Annotated in this window: 22 protein-coding genes; 13 read left to right on the top strand and 9 right to left on the bottom strand. The window is 72.0% G+C overall.

Going from position 1 to position 24095, the window contains the following annotated elements; translation table 11 throughout:
* The 7 genes from FLX08_RS38060 to FLX08_RS41725 form a co-directional block, all read right to left on the bottom strand.
* On the bottom strand, positions 1-938 hold a 938-nt coding region (locus FLX08_RS38060), incomplete at its 3' end, for a non-reducing end alpha-L-arabinofuranosidase family hydrolase (RefSeq protein ID WP_208761930.1).
* A gap of 931 nt (positions 939-1869) precedes the next feature.
* Positions 1870-3258, bottom strand: coding sequence for an alpha/beta hydrolase family protein (locus FLX08_RS38055; protein ID WP_208761929.1), 1389 nt, complete (start codon positions 3256-3258; stop codon positions 1870-1872).
* A complete protein-coding gene (locus FLX08_RS38050) occupies positions 3255-4160 on the bottom strand; it encodes an alpha/beta hydrolase family protein (RefSeq protein WP_167530737.1) in 906 nt (301 codons plus the stop codon). The genes FLX08_RS38055 and FLX08_RS38050 overlap by 4 nt, the downstream gene beginning before the upstream one ends.
* Positions 4161-4476: 316 nt before the next feature.
* Complete coding sequence (locus tag FLX08_RS38045) at positions 4477-5682, bottom strand: cytochrome P450 (protein ID WP_142625109.1); 1206 nt, start codon at positions 5680-5682, stop codon at positions 4477-4479.
* Positions 5683-5721: 39 nt separating this feature from the next.
* Positions 5722-7365, bottom strand: a complete 1644-nt coding sequence (phnE, locus tag FLX08_RS38040) for a phosphonate ABC transporter, permease protein PhnE (RefSeq protein ID WP_142625108.1) — start codon at positions 7363-7365, stop codon at positions 5722-5724.
* A complete protein-coding gene (phnC, locus tag FLX08_RS38035) occupies positions 7358-8122 on the bottom strand; it encodes a phosphonate ABC transporter ATP-binding protein (protein WP_208761928.1) in 765 nt (254 codons plus the stop codon). Before phnC ends, phnE begins: the two co-directional genes overlap by 8 nt.
* A gap of 10 nt (positions 8123-8132) precedes the next feature.
* Positions 8133-9125, bottom strand: coding sequence for a phosphate/phosphite/phosphonate ABC transporter substrate-binding protein (locus FLX08_RS41725; RefSeq protein WP_142625106.1), 993 nt, complete (start codon positions 9123-9125; stop codon positions 8133-8135).
* A 166-nt stretch (positions 9126-9291) separates the two neighbouring features.
* Between FLX08_RS41725 and FLX08_RS38025 the strand changes: the two genes are divergently transcribed.
* The 13 genes from FLX08_RS38025 to FLX08_RS37965 all read left to right on the top strand — a co-directional run bounded on the left by FLX08_RS38025 (position 9292) and on the right by FLX08_RS37965 (position 22697).
* A complete protein-coding gene (locus FLX08_RS38025; RefSeq protein ID WP_142625105.1) occupies positions 9292-10737 on the top strand; it encodes an alpha/beta hydrolase in 1446 nt (481 codons plus the stop codon).
* 61 nt (positions 10738-10798) lie between these two features.
* On the top strand, positions 10799-11815 hold the full coding sequence (locus FLX08_RS38020; RefSeq protein WP_142625104.1) for a PaaX family transcriptional regulator: 1017 nt from the start codon (positions 10799-10801) through the stop codon (positions 11813-11815).
* A 95-nt stretch (positions 11816-11910) separates the two neighbouring features.
* Positions 11911-12834, top strand: coding sequence for a PaaX family transcriptional regulator (locus tag FLX08_RS38015; protein ID WP_244313192.1), 924 nt, complete (start codon positions 11911-11913; stop codon positions 12832-12834).
* 151 nt (positions 12835-12985) lie between these two features.
* Positions 12986-13879: a transporter substrate-binding domain-containing protein gene (locus tag FLX08_RS38010; RefSeq protein ID WP_244313191.1), complete on the top strand. Its 894-nt coding sequence runs from the start codon at positions 12986-12988 to the stop codon at positions 13877-13879.
* A 2-nt stretch (positions 13880-13881) separates the two neighbouring features.
* The gene (locus tag FLX08_RS38005) at positions 13882-14751 is read left to right on the top strand and encodes an amino acid ABC transporter permease (RefSeq protein ID WP_244313190.1); all 870 of its coding nucleotides are present in this window, start codon (positions 13882-13884) and stop codon (positions 14749-14751) included.
* Positions 14748-15569 (top strand): amino acid ABC transporter ATP-binding protein, encoded by an 822-nt coding sequence (locus FLX08_RS38000; protein ID WP_142625103.1) that lies wholly within the window; start codon positions 14748-14750, stop codon positions 15567-15569. The genes FLX08_RS38005 and FLX08_RS38000 overlap by 4 nt, the downstream gene beginning before the upstream one ends.
* Positions 15566-16702 carry a CapA family protein gene (locus FLX08_RS37995; RefSeq protein WP_244313189.1) on the top strand — a complete coding sequence of 379 codons (1137 nt, stop codon included), beginning with the start codon at positions 15566-15568 and terminating at the stop codon, positions 16700-16702. Before FLX08_RS38000 ends, FLX08_RS37995 begins: the two co-directional genes overlap by 4 nt.
* Entirely contained in the window at positions 16695-17933 is a 1239-nt protein-coding gene (locus FLX08_RS37990) for a CaiB/BaiF CoA transferase family protein (RefSeq protein WP_142625102.1), read from the top strand. Before FLX08_RS37995 ends, FLX08_RS37990 begins: the two co-directional genes overlap by 8 nt.
* A gap of 1 nt (position 17934) precedes the next feature.
* Complete coding sequence (locus tag FLX08_RS37985; protein ID WP_142625101.1) at positions 17935-19056, top strand: 2-hydroxyacyl-CoA dehydratase family protein; 1122 nt, start codon at positions 17935-17937, stop codon at positions 19054-19056.
* Complete coding sequence (locus FLX08_RS37980) at positions 19044-20291, top strand: 2-hydroxyacyl-CoA dehydratase family protein (RefSeq protein ID WP_167530736.1); 1248 nt, start codon at positions 19044-19046, stop codon at positions 20289-20291. The genes FLX08_RS37985 and FLX08_RS37980 overlap by 13 nt, the downstream gene beginning before the upstream one ends.
* A 123-nt stretch (positions 20292-20414) precedes the next feature.
* Entirely contained in the window at positions 20415-21341 is a 927-nt protein-coding gene (locus FLX08_RS37975; protein WP_142625100.1) for an SDR family oxidoreductase, read from the top strand.
* A gap of 10 nt (positions 21342-21351) precedes the next feature.
* Positions 21352-22242 (top strand): amidohydrolase family protein, encoded by an 891-nt coding sequence (locus FLX08_RS37970; protein ID WP_142625111.1) that lies wholly within the window; start codon positions 21352-21354, stop codon positions 22240-22242.
* Positions 22239-22697, top strand: coding sequence for a MaoC family dehydratase (locus FLX08_RS37965; protein ID WP_142625099.1), 459 nt, complete (start codon positions 22239-22241; stop codon positions 22695-22697). Before FLX08_RS37970 ends, FLX08_RS37965 begins: the two co-directional genes overlap by 4 nt.
* Before the next feature lie 111 nt (positions 22698-22808).
* On the opposite strand, the gene FLX08_RS37960 is transcribed toward FLX08_RS37965, so the two are convergent.
* Both FLX08_RS37960 and FLX08_RS37955 read right to left on the bottom strand, forming a co-directional pair.
* The gene (locus FLX08_RS37960) at positions 22809-23369 is read right to left on the bottom strand and encodes a hypothetical protein (protein WP_142625098.1); all 561 of its coding nucleotides are present in this window, start codon (positions 23367-23369) and stop codon (positions 22809-22811) included.
* Entirely contained in the window at positions 23366-24040 is a 675-nt protein-coding gene (locus tag FLX08_RS37955; RefSeq protein ID WP_142625097.1) for a hypothetical protein, read from the bottom strand. Before FLX08_RS37955 ends, FLX08_RS37960 begins: the two co-directional genes overlap by 4 nt.
* Positions 24041-24095 lie beyond the last annotated feature (55 nt).

Here is a 24095-nt window from a genome sequence, read left to right as displayed (position 1 = left end):
GTGGGGTCGGTCGAGGTCCGGTAGGAGAACGCGGTGCCACCCCACTGGTAGGTCAGCACCCAGATGTTCTTCGGCGCGAAGTAGAACAGCGTCGGCGCGACGGTGGAGAAGTTCATCTTGGTCTGGGTGGCCGAGGCCATGTCGGACCAGTTCGTGAAGGGGCTGAAGGCCATCGAGCCCCAGGTCGATCCCGTGTCGTGGGTCGTCGCGTAGACCAGGTGCTTGCCGTTGTAGACGACGTTGGTGAAGTCCTTCAGCGAGACCCACCCGGACTTCGGCGTCGCCAGCGCGCCGGTCGAGGTCCAGCGGTACGTCGACGGGAGGTCGCACCTCGGCGTCACCGACGGGGACGGAGACGGAGACGGAGACGGGGACGGAGACGGGGAGGGGGACGGGGAACGCGTCGGCGACGCGCTAGGCGACGCGGTGGGCGACTGCGTGGGGGAGGGGCTGGGCGAGCCCGGGCTGCCGGTGCAGGCCACACCGTTCAGGGAGAACGAGGTGGGCACCTGGGGGGAGCCGTTCGAGGAACCGTTGAATCCGAAGTTCGTGCTGCCGCCGCTGGGGATGCCGCCGTTGTAGGAGACGTTGGTGGCGGTCACCGACGACCCCGACTGGGTGTTGGTGGCGTTCCAGATCTGGGTGATCTGCTCGCCGGCGCCGAACGACCAGGTCAGCTGCCAGCCGTTGACCGCGTCACCGAGGTTGTTGATGGTGACGCTGGCGTTGAAGCCGCCCGGCCAGCTCGAACTGATGGTGTAGTCGACCCGGCACGCGACCGCGGCCTGGGCGGGCTGGGTGATCAGCAGACCGCCGGTTCCGGCCAGCAGGACCGAGATGGAGCCGATCACGAGGGCGCGGCGCGGGGCCCGCCGGGGCGCCGCCGCGGTCGTGGCGGCGGAGGGGCGCGGTGACCGCGCTCTCCAGGGCAGACGCATCTGTGTTCTCCTCATCATCATGTCCGGCCGCCGTCAGGGGCTGACGCGGGCAGCGGCCGGGGGCCGCGGTGCCGTTCGCTGTGGACCCGAAGGTCGTGGAGCCGCCGGCGGCGACGGAGCCGTTGCAGGAAAAGCGGACACGCGGGCGTTGCTCCGCGTGATCGACGCCGCGTCCTGTGATCAGGAAACGCACACCACCAGGGCGTCGCGAACGGCGGTCCTCACCGCGCACCACCACATGAGAGGAGAAAACCGCCTTGGAGAAACATTCTGGAAAACAATGCGAAAATGTGTCAAGTATCGCAAGAAAGTTTCAGAGTGGAGCTCCCGCCGCACGGGCGGCGGGCCCTGATAACGCCTGATGAAGCCGCCTGTCCGTGCCCTGCTCATCGGCCGGCATGAGGTGCCGTCCTTGACATGGCCTCTTCTTCTCGTATTGGCTCCGGGCTGCCACCACGGCCATCCGATAGAGAAGGAACAACGACACGGGAGAATTGTTAACGCTAACATTTCGCCCAAGGCCGCTCTCGGGCGGCCAGGTCGCAGGGCGGTCCGGCGGACAGACACCACGTCCGCCGGAGCCGCCCCGCCGGAGAGTCGCGACGAGGAGGTGCACGGCGGCGAAGACGAACGACCCGGACGGCCGGCTTCACGGCGGCGTGCCATCACGTGCGCGGATCCGCCTGCGAGCGGGAGACGGCCGCATCGAGCGGGCGACCGACCGGCTGAAACGCTTCGGCCTGTGGCCGCCCGCCGCGACACGTGCTGCTCACGTCTCCTGCGACGACCGTGACCGTGACGCCTCTGGAGATCCGGCGGGGCGCGCGAGCCTACGGCTCGGACGTCACCCGGGCCCAGCGATATCCGTAGAAGTCACCGTTCACGGTCGGGAGCTGCCCGGACCGGGCGGTCCGGGCAGCGGCCCCCACGGTCAGCCGGGATAGGGGCGGTTGAACCGGGGCGGGGTGAACGGGACATATCGAGGAGCGGGGTCGGCCCCCAGCGCCGCGGCACGGGCGTTCATCGCCGGGGCGGACGTCGCGGGCCAGTGACCGGTCCGCAGCCGGTCGAGCATCGTCATCAGCGCCGCCTCCTGCTCCGCCGGTGAGAAGTCGCAGTGGCCGACGGTTTCGGTGTACGTCTGGCGCAGCAGGGAGCTCGCTCCCGCGCGGCGCACGTTCTGTTCGTACGACTGCTGCTGGGCGACGGTGGAGATCTGGTCACCGGTGCCGGACACGGTCAGCACGGGGATCCGCAGGTCGCCGTCCAGCACGATGCCGCGCGAGAAGCGCCTGACGGCGTCCGGGTCGGCCGCGATACGGGGCGCGGCGGCCAGGGTCCTCAGGTCGGACGCGAGGTCCAGGCCCGCCGCCTTGTACAGGTCGCGTACGGCATGCCGCAGGGCGGGATCGGCCTCGCTCAACTGCTTGGCGTAGTCCACGCCCGTGTTCCAGGACGGGTTCCCGCCGACCACCTCCATGATCTGGCGCCGGCTGCTCATGGCCTGCCCGATGTAGGGCAGGGGGCCCCCGGCGAGCGCGAGGTAGGCGCCCTGCTGCAGCGCGGCGGCGTCCCCGCGGTCCGGAGGCGGCGGCGCGGACCCGTCGGGGTTGCGTCCCCAGCCCGGCAACTGGCCGATCGCGGCGGCCAGTGCGATCCGGGCCCGCCCCTGCGGGGTCTGCTGCGCCGCGGCCAGCGCGTCGATCCACGCCTTCCTGGCCGCTTCGATGTCGGCGGGGATGTCGACGACCGGCAGCCCCGGCGCGACCAGGCGTTCGAGCACGAAGACCGTGTCGAGCTTCTGGTTCCACTGGCCGACCGACCCGCCGAGGCCGCCGCACATGGGGACGGCGGCGTCGAAGGCGCGGGGGTGGACCTGGGCGACGCCGGCGGCGACGAAACCGCCCATCGAGGTCCCGGAGTCGATCGCGTAGCGTGCCCGGCCGTAGGCGTCTTCGAATCGGTCCAGCGCTTCTGCCTGGTTGTCGATGGCGGACCGGATGTCCCAGCCGGTGATCGCCCGGCTCGTCCCGCCGCGGGCCACGCCGTCGGCCAGCAGCCGGGCGGTCAGGGGCTCGCTCCGGCCCGTGCCGGCGAAGTCGAGGGCGACCACCACGGTGCCGTTCCAGTGCGCCGGGACGACGAACTCATACGGCGTGCCGTCCCTGAGGGTGCCGCTGATGCACGTCGGGTGGGCAGGGGAGTCCGGCAGGCACGGCGTGCCGCCGGGAGGTCTGGTGGAGGCCGCGGCGGCGGTTCCGCTTCCGGCGACGGCCGTCAGCGCGGCGGCGAGGCACGCGGTCACTCTGCGGCGGATCACAGCGGGAGCCCCTTCGACTCGACCGTCCATCCGTTCTCGCCGCACAGACCGCAGCCGGGGCCGGCGAAGCGTGCCCCGGCGGCCTGGTCTCCGCGCAGGATGTAGTCGAACCAGTCCGCGGCCACCTGCCAGCCCTTGGTGGCCTCGAGACCCGCGATCAGGCCGGTGTGGCCGGCCGCGGCGTCGCCGACCAGGGCGGCGGGAACGTTCAGCAGGGCGTAGTTGTCGATGCTGTTCTGGTAGGCGACGTCGTCCGGGCCGCCGTTCACCAGCAGCGTCGGCGTGTGCAGACCGGCGAGGCGGTCGCGCCCGTATCCGCCGAAGGCCGGCTCCGGGAGATACCCCGTGTTGAATCCGGCGACCGCGTCGACGATGGGGTCGGTCCCGGCGGCCAGGGCCTCGACGCCGCCGCAGCTGTGGCCGAGCACGCCCACGCGCGTCGTGTCCGCTCGCCCGTCGAACTGCTTGCGGGCCTGCTTCGACTCGGTGGCCCAGTGGGCGGCCGCGAGGAGCGCCTCGGGGTGCGCGATCGTGTCCTGGGGGGTGCTGGGGACGGGGAACTCGTCCAGCCCGCCGTTGGCCACGACGATGTAGCCCTGCGAGGCCAGTCCGGTCAGGAACGTGATCCCTTCCAGGTTGCTCGTCGCGCAGGCGCCGTTGCCGTAGACGATCACGGGCAGGCTGTCCTTCCGCAGCGCCTTGAGATCGGCCGGGCGATAGACGGTGTGCCCGGGCAGCCCTTCGGCGGCCTCACGGACCGTGGGAAGGATGGCGGTCGCGGGGGCGCCGGTCGGAGGGGGCTTCGGCGGTGGCGGCTTCTGGGGGGACGACGCGGCGGCGGCGCCGGAGCCGGCGAGGACGACCGCACCCACGGTCGCCGCCAGCAGGGTCCGCGCGGTCATGGAGCGGGCAAACACGTTCGCGTTTCCTCCACGGTCAATGGACGGGCAGGGGGTGCCGGTTCGGGGCCCGACGGGTCCGGGAATGGCCGGCGGGGGCCCGGCAGCAGTTGTGCGGCACATTGGCGACTATAACGAAGACGATCGTTCAGCTTTGTGTCATCAATGTCAATCCTCTGATCGCCGCGTCGATCCTGGGGCGGAGCGGCCGGGAGGTGCTCCGGCCGTGCCGGACGGGCACCGGCGGCGTGCGCTCGCCTCCGGCGGCCCCGGTGGCGGCCCAGATGGGCGGCCCAGGTGGGCGGCCCAGGTGGGCGGCTCAGCGGCGGGGGACGAGGCGCAGCGGCGCCGACCTGGGCCCGAACTCCAGCCAGTTGAACATTTCCACCTCGCCGTCCGGTTCGACGCGGGTGGTGCCGGCGAGCAGCTCGCCCAGTGCGGCCGTCATCTCCAGCCGGGCCATCGCCGCGCCCGGGCACCGGTGTGCACCCCGTCCGAACGCGAGGTGCCGGTTGGGCCGCCGCTCCAGGTCGAGCCGGTCGGCGTCCTCGAACACCGCCTCGTCCCTGTTCGCCGAGGGGAAGATCATCGCGATCGCCTCGCCGGTCCGCACCGTGCGGCCGCCGAGCTCGACATCCCGGGTGGCGGTCCTGGCGAACACCCGATAGGGGGCGTACAGCCGCAGCAGCTCTTCGACCGCCGCGGGCAGCAGCCCGGGGTCGGCGCGCAGCCGGTCCTGGAGGCCGGGGTCGCGGGACAGATGCACGGCGGCACTGCCGAGCGCGGCGTGCGGCGCCCCGATGCCGGCCACGATGGTCTGCCGGACGGTGGCCACGACCAGGTCGTAGGGGATCGGCCGCTCCGGGTCGGCGGACGCCCGCAGCAGGCTGGACACCAGGTCCTCGTCCGGGTCGCGGGGGTCGGCCCGGCGGTCCTCGACGATGGCGCGGGCGATGGCGTAGAGCTCCTCGCTGGCCGCCATGATCCCGGCCCGGTCCATCTCCTGGATGGCGAAGCTGTACGCGACGCCGATCCGGCGGATCTCCAGCACCTGGCCGAGCGGCAGGCCGAGGAAGAGGGCGAAGCACTGCGCCGCGTACGGCAGGGCGAAGTCCCGGGAGTAGTCGCCGCCGCCCTGGGCCAGGAGCGGTGCAAGCAGCTCGCGCGCCGCCTCCGCGAAGGCCGGTTCGAGACGCCGCACGACGCTGCGGCGCAGCACCCGGTCCATCGGAGCGCGGTAGATCCCGTGCTCGGGCGGGTCGAAGTGCAGCGGCGGGCGGCGCTGGGTGCGCGGCACGTGCGGGACGACGTTCTGCACCGCGGTGCTGAACGTCTCGCTGTCGCGGGCCACCCGCACCACGTCCGAGTAGCGGGTGGCGGCCCAGAAACCGCCGAACGCGTCGCTCCACGGCAGCGGGCAGCGTCGCCGCAACTCGGCGTAGACCTCGTGCGAGCTGTCGAAGGTCTCCGGCGCGGTGGGGTCCCAGTCGGAGGCGCGCCCGAGGCCGCCGGCGGTGGTGGTCATGGTGAGGTCCCTTTCCCTTCCCGTCCTGCGCCCGCCCGCTCACAGCAGGTGCCTGCGTGCGATCCGGGCGAGTGTCTCGATGGCGTACACGACGACGGCGATCGCGATGACGATCGCGGCGGTGGTGTCGTACCGCAGGGTGGCGATCGACTCCTGCATCAGGTAACCGACCCCGCCCGCGCCGGCGATGCCGAGCACGACCGACTCGCGCAGCGCCAGGTCGGCCACGAACAGGCCGTTGCCGGTGAACGACGGCACGAACTGCGGCCAGATCCCGGCGGCGAAGGCCTGCCACTGGCGGGCTCCGACCGAGGTCAGCGCCTCGTGCGGCAGCGGGTCGAGCTGCTCGAGGGAGTCGGCGAAGAACTTGGCCGCGAGCGCGGTGGAGGAGATCCACAGCGCCAGGAAGCCGGCGTACGGGCCGAGTCCGAGCGCGGCGACGAACAGCAGCGCGTACACCAGGTCGGGAATGCCCCGGACCACCACGAGCAGCACCCGGACCACCGCGGACAGCGGCCGCCAGGGGGTGGTGTTGACGGCTGTGAGCAGGGCGAGCACCAGCCCGCACGCGGCGCCTGCCGCCGCGGCGCCCAGCGCCATGAGCAGGCTCTCCAGCACCGCCATGAGCAGCTCGCCGGAGAACGCGGGCGGCCACATGCCGCTCAGCACGGCACGCAGGTTCGGCCAGGCCCCGGACAGCCGGCCCGGGTCGGGGTCCAGGGACCACAGCGACACCAGGAAGACCGCTCCGGTCGCCACCGCGCCGGCCACCCGCAGCACCCGGCCGCGGTCCCAGCCGACGTCGTGCCGGGCACGCCCGGCGGGCAGCGCGGCCGTGCGGCGGTGGGCCGTGGGACGGAGGACTGTGCGGCGGACCACCACCGACAGCAGCTCCAGCAGCAGAACCAGCACGACGATCACGCAGATGATCCCGGCCGCCCGGTGGTAGTTGAGGCTGCCCAGCGCGGTCTGCAGCGCCACGCCGATGCCGCCGGCCCCGACGACGCCGAGCACGGCCGACGCCCGGATGTTGATGTCGAGGCGGTACAGCACGATGCCGGTCAGCGCGGGGAACACGCGGGGCAGCACGGTGGAGACGGCCACCTGCACCTCGCCGGCCCCGCACGCGCGGGCCGCCTCGGCGGGGACGGGATCGGTTTCCTCGACGGCGTCGGTCAGCAGCTTGGCGATCATGCCTACCGAGTGCACGGCGACGGCGAGCGCGCCGGCCAGCGGGCCCAGGCCGAAGATCCGTACGAACAGGATCGCGAAGGCGAGCGTGGGCACGGCCCGGGTCAGCACGACGACCACCCGGGCGGGCGGCCGCAGCCAGCGGGGGCCCTTGTGGGTGCGTGCCGCGACGAAGGCCAGCGGCACCGAGGCGAGCGCCGCCAGGCCGGTGCCCGCCACCGCGATGAGCAGCGTCTCGGCGATCATCGAGGCGACGTCTCCCGCGCCGGGCAGGTCCGGCGGCCACATCCGGCGCAGCAGCCGTACGGTGTCGTCCAGCCCGGCGGCCAGCGAAGCGGGGGACAGGCCGATCCACCAGAACGTCAGCCAGGTGACGGCCACGGCCGCGACGAGCAGCCCCGCCGCGATGAGGGCGCGGGCGCTCCACGGCGGCCGCAGCGGGCCCGGGTCCGCCGCGGCCGGGGCGCGCGTGGCGGGGGTGGTGCTAACCATCACGGGCCCCCGCCGTGTCGTAGATCTCCCGCAGCCGCTCCGCGGTGAGGCCGGCGGCCGGCTCGTCCAGCACCAGCCGGCCGCCGCGCAGCGCCACGATCCGGTCGGCGGTGGCGAGCGCGAGCTCGACCTGGTGCAGGCTGCACACCACGGAGATGCCGTCCTCGGCGCTGATCCGCTTGAGGATGTCGAGCACCAGCGTGCTCGCCGCCGGGTCGAGCGAGGCGACCGGCTCGTCGGCGAGGATCAGCTCGGGGCTCTGCAGCAGGGTCCTGGCCACGGCGACCCGCTGCTGCTGGCCGCCGGAGAGCGTGTCGCAGCGCTGGAACCGCCGGTCCGCCAGCCCGACCCGGTCCAGGTGCTCCACGGCGCGGATCCGCAGCGCGCGCGGGTAGCTCATCACCCCGTACCTCGGCAGGCGCAGGGTGGCCAGCGACCCCATCAGCACGTTCTCCAGTGCGGACAGCCGTCCGACGAGCCCGAACTGCTGGAAGACGAACCCGACCCTGGCACGCAGGGCGCGCAGCCGGCTCCGGGAGCAGGCCGCGGGGTTCTCGCCCAGAGTGCGCACGGTGCCGCTGTCCGGCAGGTGCATGCCGTTGACGAGGCGCAGCAGGGTGGACTTGCCGGCTCCGGAGGGGCCGACCAGGGCGACGAACTGCCCCTGCGGGACGTCGAGCGAGACGCCGTCGAGCACGGTGGTGCCGTGGAAGCCCTTTCCGACTTCCGACAGCCGCAGCACGGGCGTGCCGATCACGGCGGGTTCCTCAGCCACCGGACGTGCAGACCTCGGCCTTGGTGATCTCGCAGATGCGCGCGATCGGCTGATAGGTGGCGTCGGTGGCCGCGACGAACGTCCAGGCGGTGGAGGCGCCGAGGGTGCAGGCCGGGGCGTCGGCATACTGGCCCCAGTTCTTCGGGCCCTTGATCTCGGTGCCCTTGCACAGCCCGGCGGAGGCGGCGCCGGTGGCGGTCAGGCCGGTCACCGTCTTGGCGATCTTGTCGCGGGTGTCCTGCGGCAGCCACGTGCCGACCACGATCGGCGGCCCGGGGATGAGCGGCGAGGTCCAGACCTTGGTGACCTGCCCCGGCTTGAGCTGGCCGCGGGCGGGCAGCAGCTGGTCGATGAACACGTCGCCGACGAAGGCGATGTCGCAGTCACCGGCCAGCAGCGAGGCGACCGCGGTGTCGTGCCCGTGGGTGAACACCGTCTTGACGTCCTTGTCCACGTCGACGCCGGCTTCCCGCAGGGAGGCGAGGGGCTGCAGGTAGCCGGTGGTGGAGCCGGGGTCGGTGAAGCAGACGTCCTTGCCGGCGACATCCTTGAGCGAGGTGATCGACTTGTCGTCGCCGCGGGTCACCCCGTAGGCGTAGGCGCCGGGCTCTCCGCCCGGGGCGGCCAGCGGGACGGCGACGGGCTCGACGTCGGCGCGGCTGCGTGCGAGGTAGTAGCTGAAGGCCCCGTAGACGGCGATGTCCACCCGCTTGGCGACCTGTGCCTCCACGACGGCGGCGTTGCTGGTGACGGCCTGGAACCGCACCGGAACGCCGAGGTCCTTCTCCAGTGCGGAGACGATCGGGGCGAACGACTTCTCGAGATCGTCGCTCTGCTCCGACGGGATGGCGGCGAAGACCAGCTCGCCGGATCCGCCACCGTCGGCCGATGCGCTGCGGGTGCTACCGGGGCCGGCACCGCAGGCGGACAGGAGTGCGATCGCGGCACCCGCCGCGACGACGCCCAGAGCTGACTTTCGGAACATCAAGGCTCCTCACATGCAGGTGGTCGGGCCAAAGTAAGCAGGCCCGAGAGCATTGTCAACAGTTCTATGACGACCGTAAGATTTCTGCCGAACATGATTGGCGGCGAAAAACAGACGACCGTTCGATGAACTGTTGCGTATCTCGCGTCGCAGCAGCTTCCCACTCATGGAGGCGGACATCAATTCCCGTTCACTGATCAATCGGGCGACCCGTGCCGTGACGGTGCTCACCGCCACAGCGACGGCCACGGCGACGGCCCTCGCGCTCTCCGTTCCGCCGGCCGCCGGCCTGACGCAGGCCTCGGCGGCGTCCGGCCGGGCCGGCTCCATCAGCGTCACGGGCGTCCACCCGGGCGGCGCCACGTACGCGATCGAGGTGCCGCGGAACTGGAACGGCACCGTGCTGACGTTCAGCCCCGGCTACGGCCAGGGCGCCGGGCCGCAGCATCTGCCGGCCGACCTCGGCGGCAACGCCGCCGCGCAGACCTGGCTGCTCGCCCACGGGTACGCACTGGCCGGCACCCGGCCCTACGGGAGCGGCTGGGCCGTCGAGGAGACCCTGCGGGCCTCCGCCGACACGCTCGCCGAATTCGCCAAGGTCGCGGGGAAGCCCACGACCACGCTGGCCTGGGGCGGGTCGATGGGCGGCGCCATCGCGGCCGGTCTGGCCGAGCGCCGGCCCGACCTGATCGACGGGGCGCTGCCCTACTGCGCCTCGGTGGCCGGGCCGGTGGCGATGCTCAACCAGTCGTTGGACGCGGCGTTCGCGTTCAAGACGCTGCTCGCTCCCGGCGACGACGCGGTGAAGCTCGTCCGGCTCGCCTCGGACGACGAGGAGGCGCGGAGCGTCGCGGCCGCCCGCGCCGTCCTGGACGCCGCCCAGCGGACTCCGGCCGGCCGGGCCCGCATCGCCCTGGCGGCGTCCTTCGCCCAGGTCTCCACCTGGTCGGTGGTCGGCACCGCCGAGCCGGCGCCGCACGACTGGGCGGCGCAGCAGGCCCAGGAGTACGCGGCGTTCATGGCGACCGTCTTCTCTCCCCGCCATCCCCTCGAACAGCGGGCGGGCGGGAACTTCTCCTGGAACACCGGCGTGGACTACCGCAGGGAACTGCGGGAGTCCGGGCGGATGCGGCAGGTGCGCGCCCTCTACGACAGCGCGGGACTGGACCTCGACGCCGACCTCGCGGCCCTGTCGGCGGCGCCGCGCGTCTCCGCCGACCCGGGCGCCGTCGCCTACATGGAGAACTACTTCACCCCGCGCGGAGCGCTCGGCGTGCCCGTCCTGACGATGCACGAGCGCGGCGACAACTATCCCACCGTCACCCAGGCACGCGCCTACTCCGACGTGGTCCGGCGCGCCGGCAACCAGGAGCTGCTGCGCCAGGCGTTCGTCGACCGGCCCGGCCACTGCCGCTACACCGGGGCCGAGTTCGTCGCCGCCGTGCGGACGCTGGAGAACCGGGTCACCACCGGCCGCTGGACGGACGCCGACGCCCACCGGCTCAACACGCTGGCCGCACGCCTGGCCGCCGAGAACCCGGACCTGGGCACCGCGGAGTTCGTTCACCACACTCCCGGCCGATTCCTACGCCCCCATGTCCCCAAAGGGTGAAGAATGAGGATGTTCGTGAGGGTGGCCCGCCGGGGAGCCTGCACCGGCTGAGGATCTGACGATGGAGGGACGCCCGGTGAGCGCGTCGCGGGAGCCCGGCTCCCTGCCCAGGGCCCGGCAGGGGCCCGAACCACAGCGGCTGCTGACCACGCTGCTGGGCGACTACTGGTTCTGGCGGGAGGAGCACATCCCGTCGGCGGCGCTGGTGCGGCTGCTGGAGGAGTTCGGCATCACCGCCACCAGCGCCCGCGCCGCCCTGCGGCGGGTCGCCTCACGAGGGCTGCTGACCAGCTCCCGCAGCGGCCGCACCACCGCGTACGGCCTGCCGCCCCGGGCGGCCGACGTGATCGTGACCCACATCCGCCGGCTGCTGACGTTCGGCGCCGCGACTCCGCGCTGGGACGGGCAGTGGACGGTGGTCACGTTCTCGGTGCCCGAGGACCAGCGGGACACCCGGCGCCTCCTGCGCGACGGGCTGCGCCTGCTGCACTTCGGCATGCTCTTCGACGCGGTCTGGGTGTCCCCCCACGACAGGACGGACGACGTCGCCGAACTCGTGCGAAGGCTGGGCGTGCGCGACGCGGTCGTCTTCCGGGCGCGCAAGGTCGCCGACGACGACCTGCACCCGGTGCTCGACCGTGCCTTCGACATCGCCGCGCTGCGCGCACGCTACCTGCGCTTCATCGGCGCCCATCGGCCGGTGGCCGAGCGGCTGGCGACGTCCATTCCCTGCCCCGCCGAAGCGTTGCGGCTGCGTACGGCGATCATGACCGACTGGCGGGTGTTCCCCACGCTCGACCCCGACCTCCCCGCCGAGCTGTTGCCCGAGGGCTGGCCGCGCGACGAGGCCAGGCGGCTGTGCGTGCAGATCTACGACTCGCTCGGGGAGCCGGCGGAGCAGCGGTTCCGCGAGATCCTCGCCGAGTTCGACCCGGAACTGGCCGTGCTGGTCGCGCACCACACCTTCGCGCAGGTGTCGGCCATGGAGCCGCCGGCGACGCGCCGTCACACGAGCTTCGACGAGACGACCGACCGCGACCGCCTGGACCTCCTCGCCCGCGGCGACCTGGGCGGCTGATCCGGTGGTCTCGGCGCGTCGTGGAGCTTCCGCCCGTGAAAGCATGACATCCTGGTGACGATCGCGCACTCAAGCGTTGTCAATATACTCCTGCTGTGAACGATGGTGAAAGCTCTGAGGCAGGAGACCTCGATTTCCCGCGCTTCCAGGTGGGCGCGCCTCCGCAGCACCTGATCACGACGCTTCTCGGGGACTACTGGATCAGCCGGCCCGAGCAGCTGCCGTCCGCGGCGCTGGTGCGGCTGACCGAGGAGTTCGGCGTCTCCGCGGTGGCGGCCAGGGCCGCGCTGAGCCGCCTGACCAAGCGGGAGCTGCTGGAGTCGTCCAGGATCGGGCGGCGCACCTACTATCGCCTGACGGATCGGGCCGCCGCGGTGTTGCTGGAGGGGCGGCAGCGGATCATGTCCTTCGGCCTGGCGCAGGGCGCGTGGGACGGGACGTGGGCGATGGCGGCGTTCTCCATCTCGGAGGAACAGCGCGACCTGCGCCACGCGCTGCGCGCCAGGTTGCGCTGGCTCGGCTTCGCCCCGCTCTACGACGGGCTGTGGGTCTCGCCGACCGCGAACGCCGACAGCGCGGCGGCCGTGCTCGCCGAGCTGGAGATCCCCATGTCGACGGTCTTCCGTGCCGAGGCCCTCGGCGTGGCGGGCATGCGCGCCCCCCAGGAGGCGTGGGACTTCGACCAGCTCCGGCGTACCTATGAGGACTTCGTCGCCCGGTATTCTCCTCTCCTGGAACGCGTCCGCAGGGGCGTGGTCGGCGCGTCCGAGGCGCTGGTCGCGCGTACAGGGATCATGGACACCTGGCGGACGTTCCCCAACCACGACCCCGACCTGCCGGTGGAACTGCTGCCCGCCGGCTGGCCGCGCGCCGCGGCCAGAGACCTCTTCGTGGAGGTCTACGACACGCTCGGGCCGCTCGCCGAGTTCCGCGTCAAGCAGATCGTCGCGGAGTTCGAACCCGGGCTGGCCGAGCTGGTCGCCCATCATCGCACCAGCTCCATCCTCGCGCTCAGCTGACCGCCGCACGGCGCCGGGGCGGCGCCGCGGCCGCCCCGCAGATCTCTCCGCCGCACAATCGCCTCTTGACAGGCGTGCATCTTCAGATGTGACACTTATTCCCACGACCGCAAAGTTAAGTGCAGAATTATCTGGTCGCGGAAGGACCACCATGAGAATGCCCAGGACCATCCTCGCGGGTGCGGTGACTTTGGCCCTCGCCGGCGCCGCAGCCTGCGGCGGAGGCGACGGCGAGGCGCAGCGGCCGGCCGGTGCGACGGCGCTGTACGACGCCCTGCCCGATGGCATCAAGGAAGCGGGCGTCATCAGATTTGCCGGGGATTCCCACCCGCCCTATCGGATCGTCGCCGACGACGGCAAGACCGTCACGGGCATCGACAAGGAGTTGCAGGACGCCCTCGGCAAGGTGCTCGGGGTCCGCACCGAGATCTCGATCGTCAGCGGCCTGCCCGCGGCGCTGTCCGGCATGCTCGCCTCCCGATACGACGCCTTCAACGGGCCGGTCAAGGACAGCGCCGAGAGGGAGAAGCAGTTCGACGCGCTCGTGTGGATGGTCACCCGGACCTCCTACCTGATCCCCAAGGCGGGGTCGTCGGCCATCAAGAGCTCGGGTGACCTGTGCGGCAAGCGCGTCGCCGGCACCGCGGGCAGCATCGTGGAGGACCAGGCCAAGCGCCTGACCGAATGGTGCGCCAAGCAGGGCAAGCCGGCGATGGAGTTCATCGGCTTCGCCGACACGAACGGCACCATCCTCGCCGCCAAGTCCGGCCGGGCCGACGCCGCCGGCATGACCGAGAGCGCCGCGCTCGACGTGCTCTCCAAGGAGAAGGACGCCTTCACGTACGTCACGCAGACGGAGGAGCAGGGCGCCGGCGTCGACCAGCTCGCGATGCTCGTGCCCAAGTCGAGCGGGCTCGGCCCGGTCATGCTCGACGCGTTCAAGGAGATCTTCAAGAACGGCGACTACAAGAAGATCATGGACAAGTACGGGCTCCAGAAGGTGGCGGTGCCGGAGCCCAAGATGAACACCGCGGCGACGCAATGAGCGTGGCACCACCGACGATGGCACCACAGGCCGGGGCACCACAGGCCGTGGACGTCGCCGCCGCTCGTCCGCGCATCCGGCCCCTGCGGTGGGCGGCCGGGGCCGTGCTGCTCGTGCTCGTCGCGCAGTTCGCCTGGTTCCTCGTCACCAACCCCCGGTTCGAGTGGCCGGTGGCCGGCAGGTATCTGTTCGACCCGAACGTCCTGCGCGGCCTGGGCATGACGCTGGTGCTCACCGTCATCGTGATGCTGCTGGGCAGCGTGCTCGGGGTGCTTCTCGCGGCGGGCAGGCTGAGCGGCTTCCGGCCCGTGGCCTGGGCCTGCGGCGTCTACGTCACGGTCTTCCGCAGCATCCCGCCCCTGGTCCAGCTGATCTTCTGGTTCAACCTCGGTTATCTGCTGCCGCGGATCCCGCTGGGCATCCCGTTCGGCCCGACGTTCGTCTCGTGGCCGACCAACTCAGTGATCAGCTCGCTGACCGCGGCCGTCATCGGGCTCACCCTGCACGAGACGGCCTACATGGCCGAGATCGTCCGGGCCGGCATCCTGGCCGTGGACGGCGGCCAGCGCGACGCGGCCCGCGCGATGGGGTTCACGGCCAGGCAGAGCTTCGTGAAGGTCGTGCTCCCGCAGGCGATGCGAGTGATCGTCCCGCCCGCCGGCAGCGAGTTCATCAGCCTGCTCAAGGGCACCTCCCTGGTCAGCGTGATCGCGATGGCCGACCTGCTCTACTCGGTGCAGGTGATCTACAACAGGACCTACGAGATCGTGCCGCTGCTGATCGTGGCCTGCGCCTGGTACCTGGTGGTGGTCATCAGCCTGTCCATGGGCCAGCGGCGCCTGGAGCGGCACTTCGGAAAGGGGCAGCGGTGAGCGACACGCCCGTCCTGCGCGTCCGCGACGTGCGCAAGCGGTTCGGGGACCACGTGGCGCTCGACGGGGTGAGCCTCGACGTGCACGAGGGCGAGGTGGTCACCGTGATCGGCCCGTCCGGCTCGGGCAAGTCCACCCTCGCCCGGTGCGTCCACCAGCTGGAGAGCATCGACGGCGGGGCCATGTACCTCGACGGGGAGCTGCTCGGCTACGAGTTCCACCGGGGCCACCTGCGCCCCCTGCCGGACCGGCGGGTGGCCGCCCAGCGCGGCCGCATGGGCATGGTCTTCCAGCAGTTCAACCTGTTCGCGCACTGGAGCGTGCTGCGCAACGTCATCGAGGCGCAGGTGCTGGTCCACGGCCGGAGGCCGGAGGAGGCGCGGCGGGAGGCGCTGCGGCTGCTGGAGCGGGTGGGGCTCGCCGACAAGGCGGACGCCCATCCCCGGATGCTGTCCGGAGGGCAGCAGCAGCGCGTCGCCATCGCGAGGGCCCTGGCCACCAACCCGCGGATCATGCTGTTCGACGAGCCCACCAGCGCCCTGGACCCCGAGCTGGTGGACGAGGTGCTGAGCGTCGTGCTCGACCTCGCGCGCGGCGGCATGACGATGATCATCGTGACGCACGAGATGAGCTTCGCCCGCGAGGTGGCCGATCGGTGCGTCTTCATGGAGAAGGGGCAGATCGTCGAGACGGGCACGCCCGAGGAGATCTTCGACAACCCCGCCTCGCCGCGCCTGCGCGCCTTCCTCTCGCGCTACTCCGGCCGCCCGGCACAGCTTTCCGGCGAACACCTCCTGGAGGAGGAGATCACCCCTTGAGCTTCACGATAATGGCCGTCGGCGACCTCGTCGTCGACGAGCCCGGCCCCGCGTCCTTCTTCGCCCCGGCGCGGGAGACGCTGGGCCGGGGCGATGTGGTGATCGGCCACATCGAGGTGCCCCACAGCACGTCCACCGCCCAGGTCAGCACCGACGTCCCCGCCCCGCCCGCCGATCCCGCCGCGCTGTCCGCGGTCGCCGAGGCGGGCTTCCACGTGGTGACGCTTGCGGGCAACCACGTCTACGACGCCGGCGACCAGGGGGTGGCCGACACGATCAAGTACGCGACCGAGGCGGGACTGACCACCACGGGCGCGGGCATGACTCTCGACGAGGCCCGCCGTCCCGCCGTGGTGGAGCGCGACGGCCTGCGGGTAGGGGTGCTCAGCTACAACTGCGTCGGCCCCCGCGAATCCTGGGCGACGAGCCGCAAGCCCGGCTGCGCCTATGTGAAGGTGCTGACCCACTACGAGCTCGACCATGCCAGCCCCGGCGGGCCGCCCGCCGTCTACACCTTCGCCGACCCCGCCTCCCTGGAGCGGATGGCCGAGGACGTGGCTGCCCTGGCCGCCGAGGCCGACATCGTGACGGTGTCGCTGCACAAGGGCGTCGGGCACACGCCCGCCGTGCTGGCCATGTACGAGCGGCCCGTGGCGCACGCCGCGATCGACGCCGGCGCGCACGCCGTGTTCGCCCACCACGCCCACATCATGCGCGGCGTCGAGATGTACCGCGGCAGGCCCATCTATCACGGCCTGGGCAACTTCGTGACCGTCACCCACGCGCTGACGCCCGCCACGGGCGACGCGGGCGAACGGGCCGCGTGGGCGCGCCGCAGAGTCGAGCTGTACGGCTTCGCGCCCGACCCGGACATGCCGCACTACCCCTTCCACCCCGAGAGCCGGAACACCGCGATCGCGGTCTGCCGGTTCGACCGGAACGGTTTGGGCTCGGCGGGCCTGGTCTCGGCAGGCATCGTGCCGTGCTGGATCGACGACGCGGGCCGTCCGGTGCCGCTCGGCGACGACGAGGAGGGGCGGCGGGTCGTGGCGTACATCGAGCGCATCACGCGGCAGGCGGGCCTGACGACGGAGTTCTGCTGGGAGGGAGACGAGGTGGTGCTGCGTGGCTGACCGCCCGCTCGCCGGCCGCACGGTGATCGATCTGACCACCGCGCTGTCCGGACCGTACGCGACGCTGCTGCTGGCCGGGCTCGGCGCCCGGGTCATCAAGGTGGAGAACCCGCTGACCGGCGGCGACACCTCCCGCAACAACGCCCCCTATCTCGGCGCGGACGGGCTGACGCTGGGCCGCCACGGCGACGACGACATGTCCGTGTCGATGCTCCTGCGCGGCCGCAACAAGCAGAGCGTCACGCTCAATCTCAAGCATCCCAAGGCCCGCGACATCCTGGCCGGTCTGGTCAGGCAGGCGGACATCATGATCGACAACTACAGCGCCGGCGTCATGACGCGGCTCGGCATCGGCCACGACTGGGCGAGCGCGATCAACCCGCGCATCGTGTGCACGTCGATCAGCGGCTTCGGCGCACAGGGCGGTCCCGGCTCGGGCAAGGCGATGGACACCATCATCCAGGCGCTCAGCGGCGTGATGATGACCGCGGGCGCGCCCGGCGAGCCGCCGGTCCGCTTCGGGCTGCCGGTGGGCGACCTCGTCGCGCCGCTGTACGCGGTGATCGGCACGCTCGCCGCGGTCCTGCGCGCCGACGCGACCGGCCAGGGCCAGCACGTGGACGTCTCCATGCTGGGGGCGCTGACCTCGCTGGTCGCGTGCGAGCCGTTCGACGCCTACGAGAAGCTGGGCCTGCCCATGCGCACCGGGACGACCGTGCCCCGGCTGGCGCCGTTCGGAACGTTCCCCGCCGCGGACGGCTGGTTCGCGCTGTGCGGCCCCACCGATGCCTTCGCCCGCGGCCTGTTCGCGGCGATGGGACGCGACGACCTGGCCGCCGACCCGCGGTTCGCCTCCCGCGACGCGCGCGTCGCCAACGCCGGCGAGCTGCACGAGCTGGTGGCCGCGTGGGCGGCGGAGCGCCCGCTCGCCGCGATCCTCGACGCGCTCACCCTTCACGGCGTCCCCGCCGCCGAGGTGCGCGAGCCCGGAGACGCCGTACGCGACCCGCTCGTGCTGGAGCGCGAGGAGGTCGTGCCGCTGGAGCATCCGCGGCACGGCCGCCGCGGCGACCTGTACGGGACCGGCGTGCCGATCCGCTTCTCCGCCTCCGAGGCGGGGCTCGACCGGCCGGCGCCCGCGCTCGGCGAGCACAACGCCGAGATCTACGGCGGCCTGCTCGGCTACTCCGACGACGAGCTCAAGGCCCTGGCCGAAGAGGGGGTGATCTGACATGCCCACGGCGCTCGCCGCGCTGGAGGAGGCGTACGCCCGGCGCGGCGCAGCTCGCCCCCCGGCCTCCCCGGCCTCCTCGGCCTCGTCGGAGGGCCCGGCCGGCGCCCGGACGCCGGTCGTCGGGTACGTCGGGGCGGACCTGCCGGTCGAGCTGCTGACGGCCGCGGGGGTCCGCGCGTTCCGCCTCACCGGCGACCCGGAGTCCGGCTCCGCGCTCGGAGACCGCTACCTGGGCCTCGGGGTGGATCCGATGGCCCGCTCGGTGCTGACCCGGCTGCTCGACGGTGCCTTCGGCGACCTGGACCACGTCGTGGTCTCGCACGACTGCGAGGCGTCGCTGCGGCTGTTCTACGCGCTGCGCGAGCTGCGCCGTGTGGAGCCGGGCACGCGGCTGCCCGAGGTGTATCTCGTCGACATCCTGCACCTGCCGCACCGCACCACCGCCCGATACAACCGGCGCAGGATCGGCGAGTTCGCGGCCAGGCTGGAGGCATGGACCGGCCGCCCCCTCGACCTCGCCGGGGCGGTGGCCGCGCACGACGAGCGCCGGCGGCTGCTGGCCGCCGTCGCCGAGCTGCGCAGGGCCGTGCCCGCCCGCCTGACGGGGCGGCAGTTCCTCGCGGTGGCCGACCCGGGCCTGCCCGTGGACGAGCACATCGCGTTGCTGGAACGGCTGCTGGCCGAGGCGGGACGGCTCGAAGAACACACCGGGCGGCGCGTCTTCCTGAGCGGCAGCGACCACGACACGCCGCACGTGTACGAGGCCGTCGAGTCCGAGGGCTACGTGATCGTCGGCGAGGACCACTCCTTCGGCGGGCCGCAGCCGGACCGGCCGGTGGGCGCGGGCGGCCTCGACGCGCTGGCCGAGCACTACCACCACAGCGGCCCGACCGCCCACCGGGCCACGGCGGGCGAGCGCGCCGCGCACGCGGCCCGGGCCGTACGGCACTGCCGGGCCGAGGTGTTCGTCGCCTATTCCAGGATCGGCGACGAGGCCCCGGCCTGGGACTTCCCGGCGCAGCGCGCGGCGCTCGACGTCCCCGCCGTGCTGCTGGAGCGCCAGGAGTACGGGCGCGCCGACCTGACCGCCCTGCGGAAGGAACATCCATGCGCAGTGTGAAATCCCTCGCCACCGCGGCCGAGGCGGGCAGGCACCAGCGCGAATGGTTCGCCGACCTGCGGCGGCGGGTCGCCGCCGACGAGCCGTTCGCCCTGCTGAACGCGGACGTCCCGCATGAGATCTTCCGCACGATGGACATCCCCTACGCGGTCAGCCAGTGGTGGGCGTCCCTGGTGGCGGCCAAACAGCGCTCGGGGCACTACCTGGAGCTGGTGCGGCAGCGCGGCTACCCCGACTACTCCGAGCAGTACAACGCCGTCACCCTCGGCTCGGCCTTCGATCCCGAACCGGAGGCCGGCCCGTGGGGCGGCCTGCCCAAGCCGGACATCATCGTCGGCGAGGCCTCCGGCGACGTCACCCGAAAGGTCTTCGACATCTGGGGTCACGAGCCCGGCGTCACCTTCTATCCGCTGGAAAGCGCCGCCGAGAACGAGGTCCCCGTCAACTGGTGGGAGCTCATGCCGCACCGCTGGGAGCAGGCCGTCGGCCCGGCCAGGCTGGACCTGCTCACCGCGGAGCTGGAGAACCTCGTCAGGTTCCTGGAGACCACCACCGGCAGGCGCTTCAGCGAGTCCCGCTTCCGCGAGGTGATGGCCCTGGTCAACGAGCAGGAGGAGTGGAACAGGAAGACCCGCGACCTCATCGCCCGCACCCGGCCCGCGCCGCTCGGCGTCGTGGACAGCATCCCCAGCGTCATGCTCCCGCAGTGGCACCGTGGCACCGAGTGGGCCAGGGACATCGCGAAGCGCTTCTACGAGGAGGTGCGCGAGCGGGTCGACACGGGCCAGGCCGCGTGCCCGGACGAACGGGCCCGGCTGATGTGGATCGGCCGCGGCCTCTGGTATGACATGGGCTTCTACCAGCGCTTCCAGGACGAGTACGGCGCGGTGTTCGTCTGGTCGATGTACCTGGCCATCGCCGCCGACGGGTACATCCGCTACGGCGACGACCCGATGAGAGCGCTGGCGGCGCGCTTCGCCGCCTTCACCGACCAGCTCTACACCCCGCCGTGGTCGAGCGAGTGGTACGTGAAGGAGGCGCGCCTGCACGGCATCGACGGCGTGGTCCATCTGGTCTCCGACGACCCACGCGGCAGCTACTTCACGGCCAGGGCACTGGAGGCGGCCGGGTTCCCGGTGATCGAGATCCACGCCGACAACGTCGACGCCCGCACCTTCGGCGACGAGGTGGTCGAGCGCGTCGGCCGGTGGCTGGAGAACGTCGTCCTGGCCTGACGTCGAGCGTCCCCGGCTCCGTCATGCGGGCCGAGCTCGCCGATATGTTGGGCATATCTTTGACGATCATCATAAATCTGTCATATATTTCGCTGTAATCGCGTACATTTCAGGGGGAATCCCATGGATCTTTCCGGCAAGGTCGCCGTCGTCACAGGTGCGGGCCGCGGTCTCGGCCGCGCGTACGCCGAAGCGCTCGCCGCGGCCGGGGCGGCGGTGGTCGTCAACGACGTGGACGGCGACGCGGCCGCGCAGGTCGTCGAGGCCATCACCGCCGGCGGCGGCCAGGCGCGGAGCGTCGTCGCCGCGGTCGGCTCCGCCGAGGTGGCCGACCTGCTGGTGGCCACGGCGGTCAAGGAGTTCGGCCGGCTGGACGTGATGGTCACCAACGCGGGCATCCTGCGCGACCGGGTCCTGTGGAAGATGTCGGACGACGACTTCGACGCGGTCATCGGCGTGCACCTGCGCGGCACGTTCACGTGCGCGCGGGCCGCGGCGATCCGGATGCGGGAGCAGGGGAGCGGTGGCCGGCTGATCCTGATCTCATCGCCGGCGGGCCAGCGCGGGAACTTCGGGCAGACCAACTACGCGGCGGCCAAGGCGGGCATCGTGGCGATGGCCAGGACCTGGGCGCTGGAGCTGGCCAGGGCGAACATCACGGTGAACGCGGTCGTCCCGGTGGCGGCGACGGAGATGACCAAGACGATCCCCGTCTTCGCCCCGATCATCGAGGAGTCCGAGCGGACCGGGAAGCCGTTCCCGGAGTGGCTGCGCAAGGATGAGGGGCTGGGCACGGTCGAGGACGTCGCGGGGCTCGTGGTGTTCCTCGCCTCGGACGCCTCCGCGGGCGTGACCGGCCAGGCGGTCGGGATCGGCGGCGACCGCCTCGCGCTGTGGTCGCACCCGGCGGAGAAGGCCGTCGCGTTCGCCGACGGAGGATGGACGGCCGAGGCCATCGCCGCCTCCTGGCAGTCGGGAGTCGGCGCCGAGCCGGAGACGTACGGCATCCCCGCGCCGAAGGTCCCCGCCGCGGACGCACAGGGAGCCTGACATGGCCGTCATGAACGTCGCCGACCTGGTCGCGATCGACGTCCACACGCACGCGGAGATCTCCAAGGACGGCCACGGCTCGCTGAGCCCGGAGCTGTTCGGCGCCTCGGAGGACTACTTCAAGGCCCACGGGCACCGGCAGCCGACCATCGCGGAGATCGCCGCGTACTACCGGGAGCGGAAGATGGCCGCGGTGGTGTTCACCGTGGACGCCGAGCACGCCACCGGGCACCCGCGCATCTCGAACGAAGAGGTCGCGGAGAGCTGCGCGGAGCACGCCGACGTGCTGATCCCGTTCGCCAGCGTCGATCCCTGGAAGGGCCGGGCGGGCGTGCGCGAGGCGCGGCGGCTGGTCGAGGAGCACGGCGTGCGCGGGTTCAAGTTCCACCCGAGCATCCAGGGCATCGCCCCCAACGACCCCGTGGCCTACCCGCTGTACGAGGCGATCGAGGAGCTGGGCGTTCCGGCGTTGTTCCACACCGGGCAGACCGGCATCGGCGCGGGCGTTCCCGGCGGGGGCGGCATCCGGCTCAAGTACGGCAATCCCATGCTGGTGGACGACGTGGCCGTGGACTTCCCCGAGCTGCGGATCATCCTGGCCCACCCGTCGTTCCCCTGGCAGGACGAGGCGCTGGCCGTCGCCACGCACAAGCCGTACGTCTACATCGACCTGTCGGGGTGGTCGCCGAAGTATTTCCCGCCGCAGCTCGTGCGCTACGCCAACACGCTGCTCAAGGACAAGGTGCTCTTCGGCTCCGACTATCCGGTGATCACCCCGGACCGCTGGCTGGCCGACTTCGACAAGCTGGAGATCAAGCCCGAAGTCCGGCCGAAGATCTTGAAGGACAACGCCGTACGCCTGCTCGGGCTCGGCACGCAGGAGAGGACGACAGGCGCATGACCACCACCGTGCACGGGCTCGACGAGATCAAGGCGCTGGCCGGCAAGGACCTCGGCCACAGCGGCTGGCTGGAGATCACCCAGGAACGGGTGAACACCTTCGCCGACGCCACCGACGACCACCAGTGGATCCACGTCGATCCCGTCCGGGCCGCGGCCGGGCCGTTCGGCGGCCCGATCGCCCACGGCTACCTCACCCTGTCCCTGGTCATCCCGCTGTTCAGCGAACTGCTCGACATCCAGGGCGTGAAGATGAGCGTCAACTACGGGCTGGAGAAGGTCCGCTTCCCCAGCCCGGTCAAGGTCGGCGGCAGGATCCGCCTCGCCGCCGCCGTCGTCTCCGTCGAGGACGTCCCCGGCGACGGCGTCCAGATGCTGCTCGACTTCACCGTCGAGATCGACGGCGCGACCAAGCCGGCCTGCGTCGCCCGGGTGATCTACCGCCACTACGCCTGAACCACCACGCCTGATCCAAAACAACAGGTGGCCGTCCTGGACGAGGACGGCCACCTGTCGTATTTCCACCTGTTGTATTGCCACTTGTTGTTTTGCCACCTGGGGGGTTCTTCAGCGCCCGATGCTCGCCCGGTTGCGCCGGGCGAGGGCGACGAAGGCCGCGACGGCGAGGAGCGCCACGAGAGCGATGATGCCGATCTTGACGGGCATCCCCATCGCGCCCTCGTCGTCCGCCGCCGCGGCCGCCTTGCTCTGCGCGGACCCCGGTGCGGGCCCGACCGCCGCCACGGGCGAGGCGGCGATCTCGCCCGCCTTCACCTTCACCTTCACCTTCGCCTTGGAGGGCTCGGTCGCGGTCACGGTGACCTCCCACTCGCCGCTCGGCAGCGGCTCGGCGGAGTGGTAGAGGTTCTGGCCCTCGGGCGCCGACCTGAGCGGCACCGGCCCGAAGGAACGGCCGTCGGCCGAGGTGGCGGTCAGCGTCGCCTCGACGATCTCCGTGACCGGATGGTCGTCCTTCTTGTACGTCGCCAGCACGTTGACGTTGTCGGCGCCGTCCCCGGTCACCTCCAGCTTGATCGCTCCGCCGTGGGCGGAGGCCGCCGGCGCGCCGAGCATCAGCACGAGCCCGGCCAGCAGGACGGTGAGGACGTAGGTCAGTGCCTTTTTCACGAGTCGTGGTTCCCTTCGGGTTCGGCGTCGGGGGTGAGCTCCCCTTCGCCGGGTGATGTCGGCAGGAAGACGTGCTGGTGGCCGTAGCCCGCGTCGACGTTCACGGCGTCGAGGGCGGTGGCTCCGACCGACCAGGTGAAGAGCGCGTCGGCGCGTTGCCGTACGGCCAGGTCCATCGCGGCGGTGCGGGCCGGTCCGGTGAGGTCCCGCGCGGCGGCGTAGATGTCCACGGTCGTGGCGAGCTGCCGCACGGCGGAGGTGAGACTCGACCGCGCCACGTTGGTGGCGGTCTCACCGGACGGCGGGTCGGCGAAGCCTTCCACGGCCGCGGTGGCCGCCTTCCGCCAGTTCTCGACGTCGGCGGCGGTGACCACGGCAGGTCCTGCCGTGCCGTCCGTGGGCAGGGCCCGGCCCAGTCCGTCGAGCAGGGGGACGAGCCGGTCCCGCGTGGTGCGGGCCAGCTCCGTCAGGGTCTTGATCTGCGTCTTGTCCCGGAGGGCGGACTCGGCGCGGATCTGGTCGGCCATCTGCTCGATCGAGCTCGGCCGGGTCATCCCGAACACCACACCGCCGGAGACCATCGCGCCGAGCGCGAACGCGGCCGTGAGGGCGAGCACGCGGCCCCAGACCGGAGGCCGCCGGACGGGCATCGGTTGCCTGGGTCGGTTCATGTCGCCACCTCCTGAGGGGCGGATGCGGTGATCGGAAGGAACGGGGGACGCCTGC

Origin of the sequence: Microbispora hainanensis, from assembly GCF_006874475.1 — a bacterium.
Taxonomy (GTDB): Bacteria; Actinomycetota; Actinomycetes; order Streptosporangiales; family Streptosporangiaceae; genus Microbispora; species Microbispora hainanensis.
The sequence above is the reverse complement of the archived record's forward strand: the minus strand, read 5'-3'. Positions and strand labels throughout refer to the sequence as shown.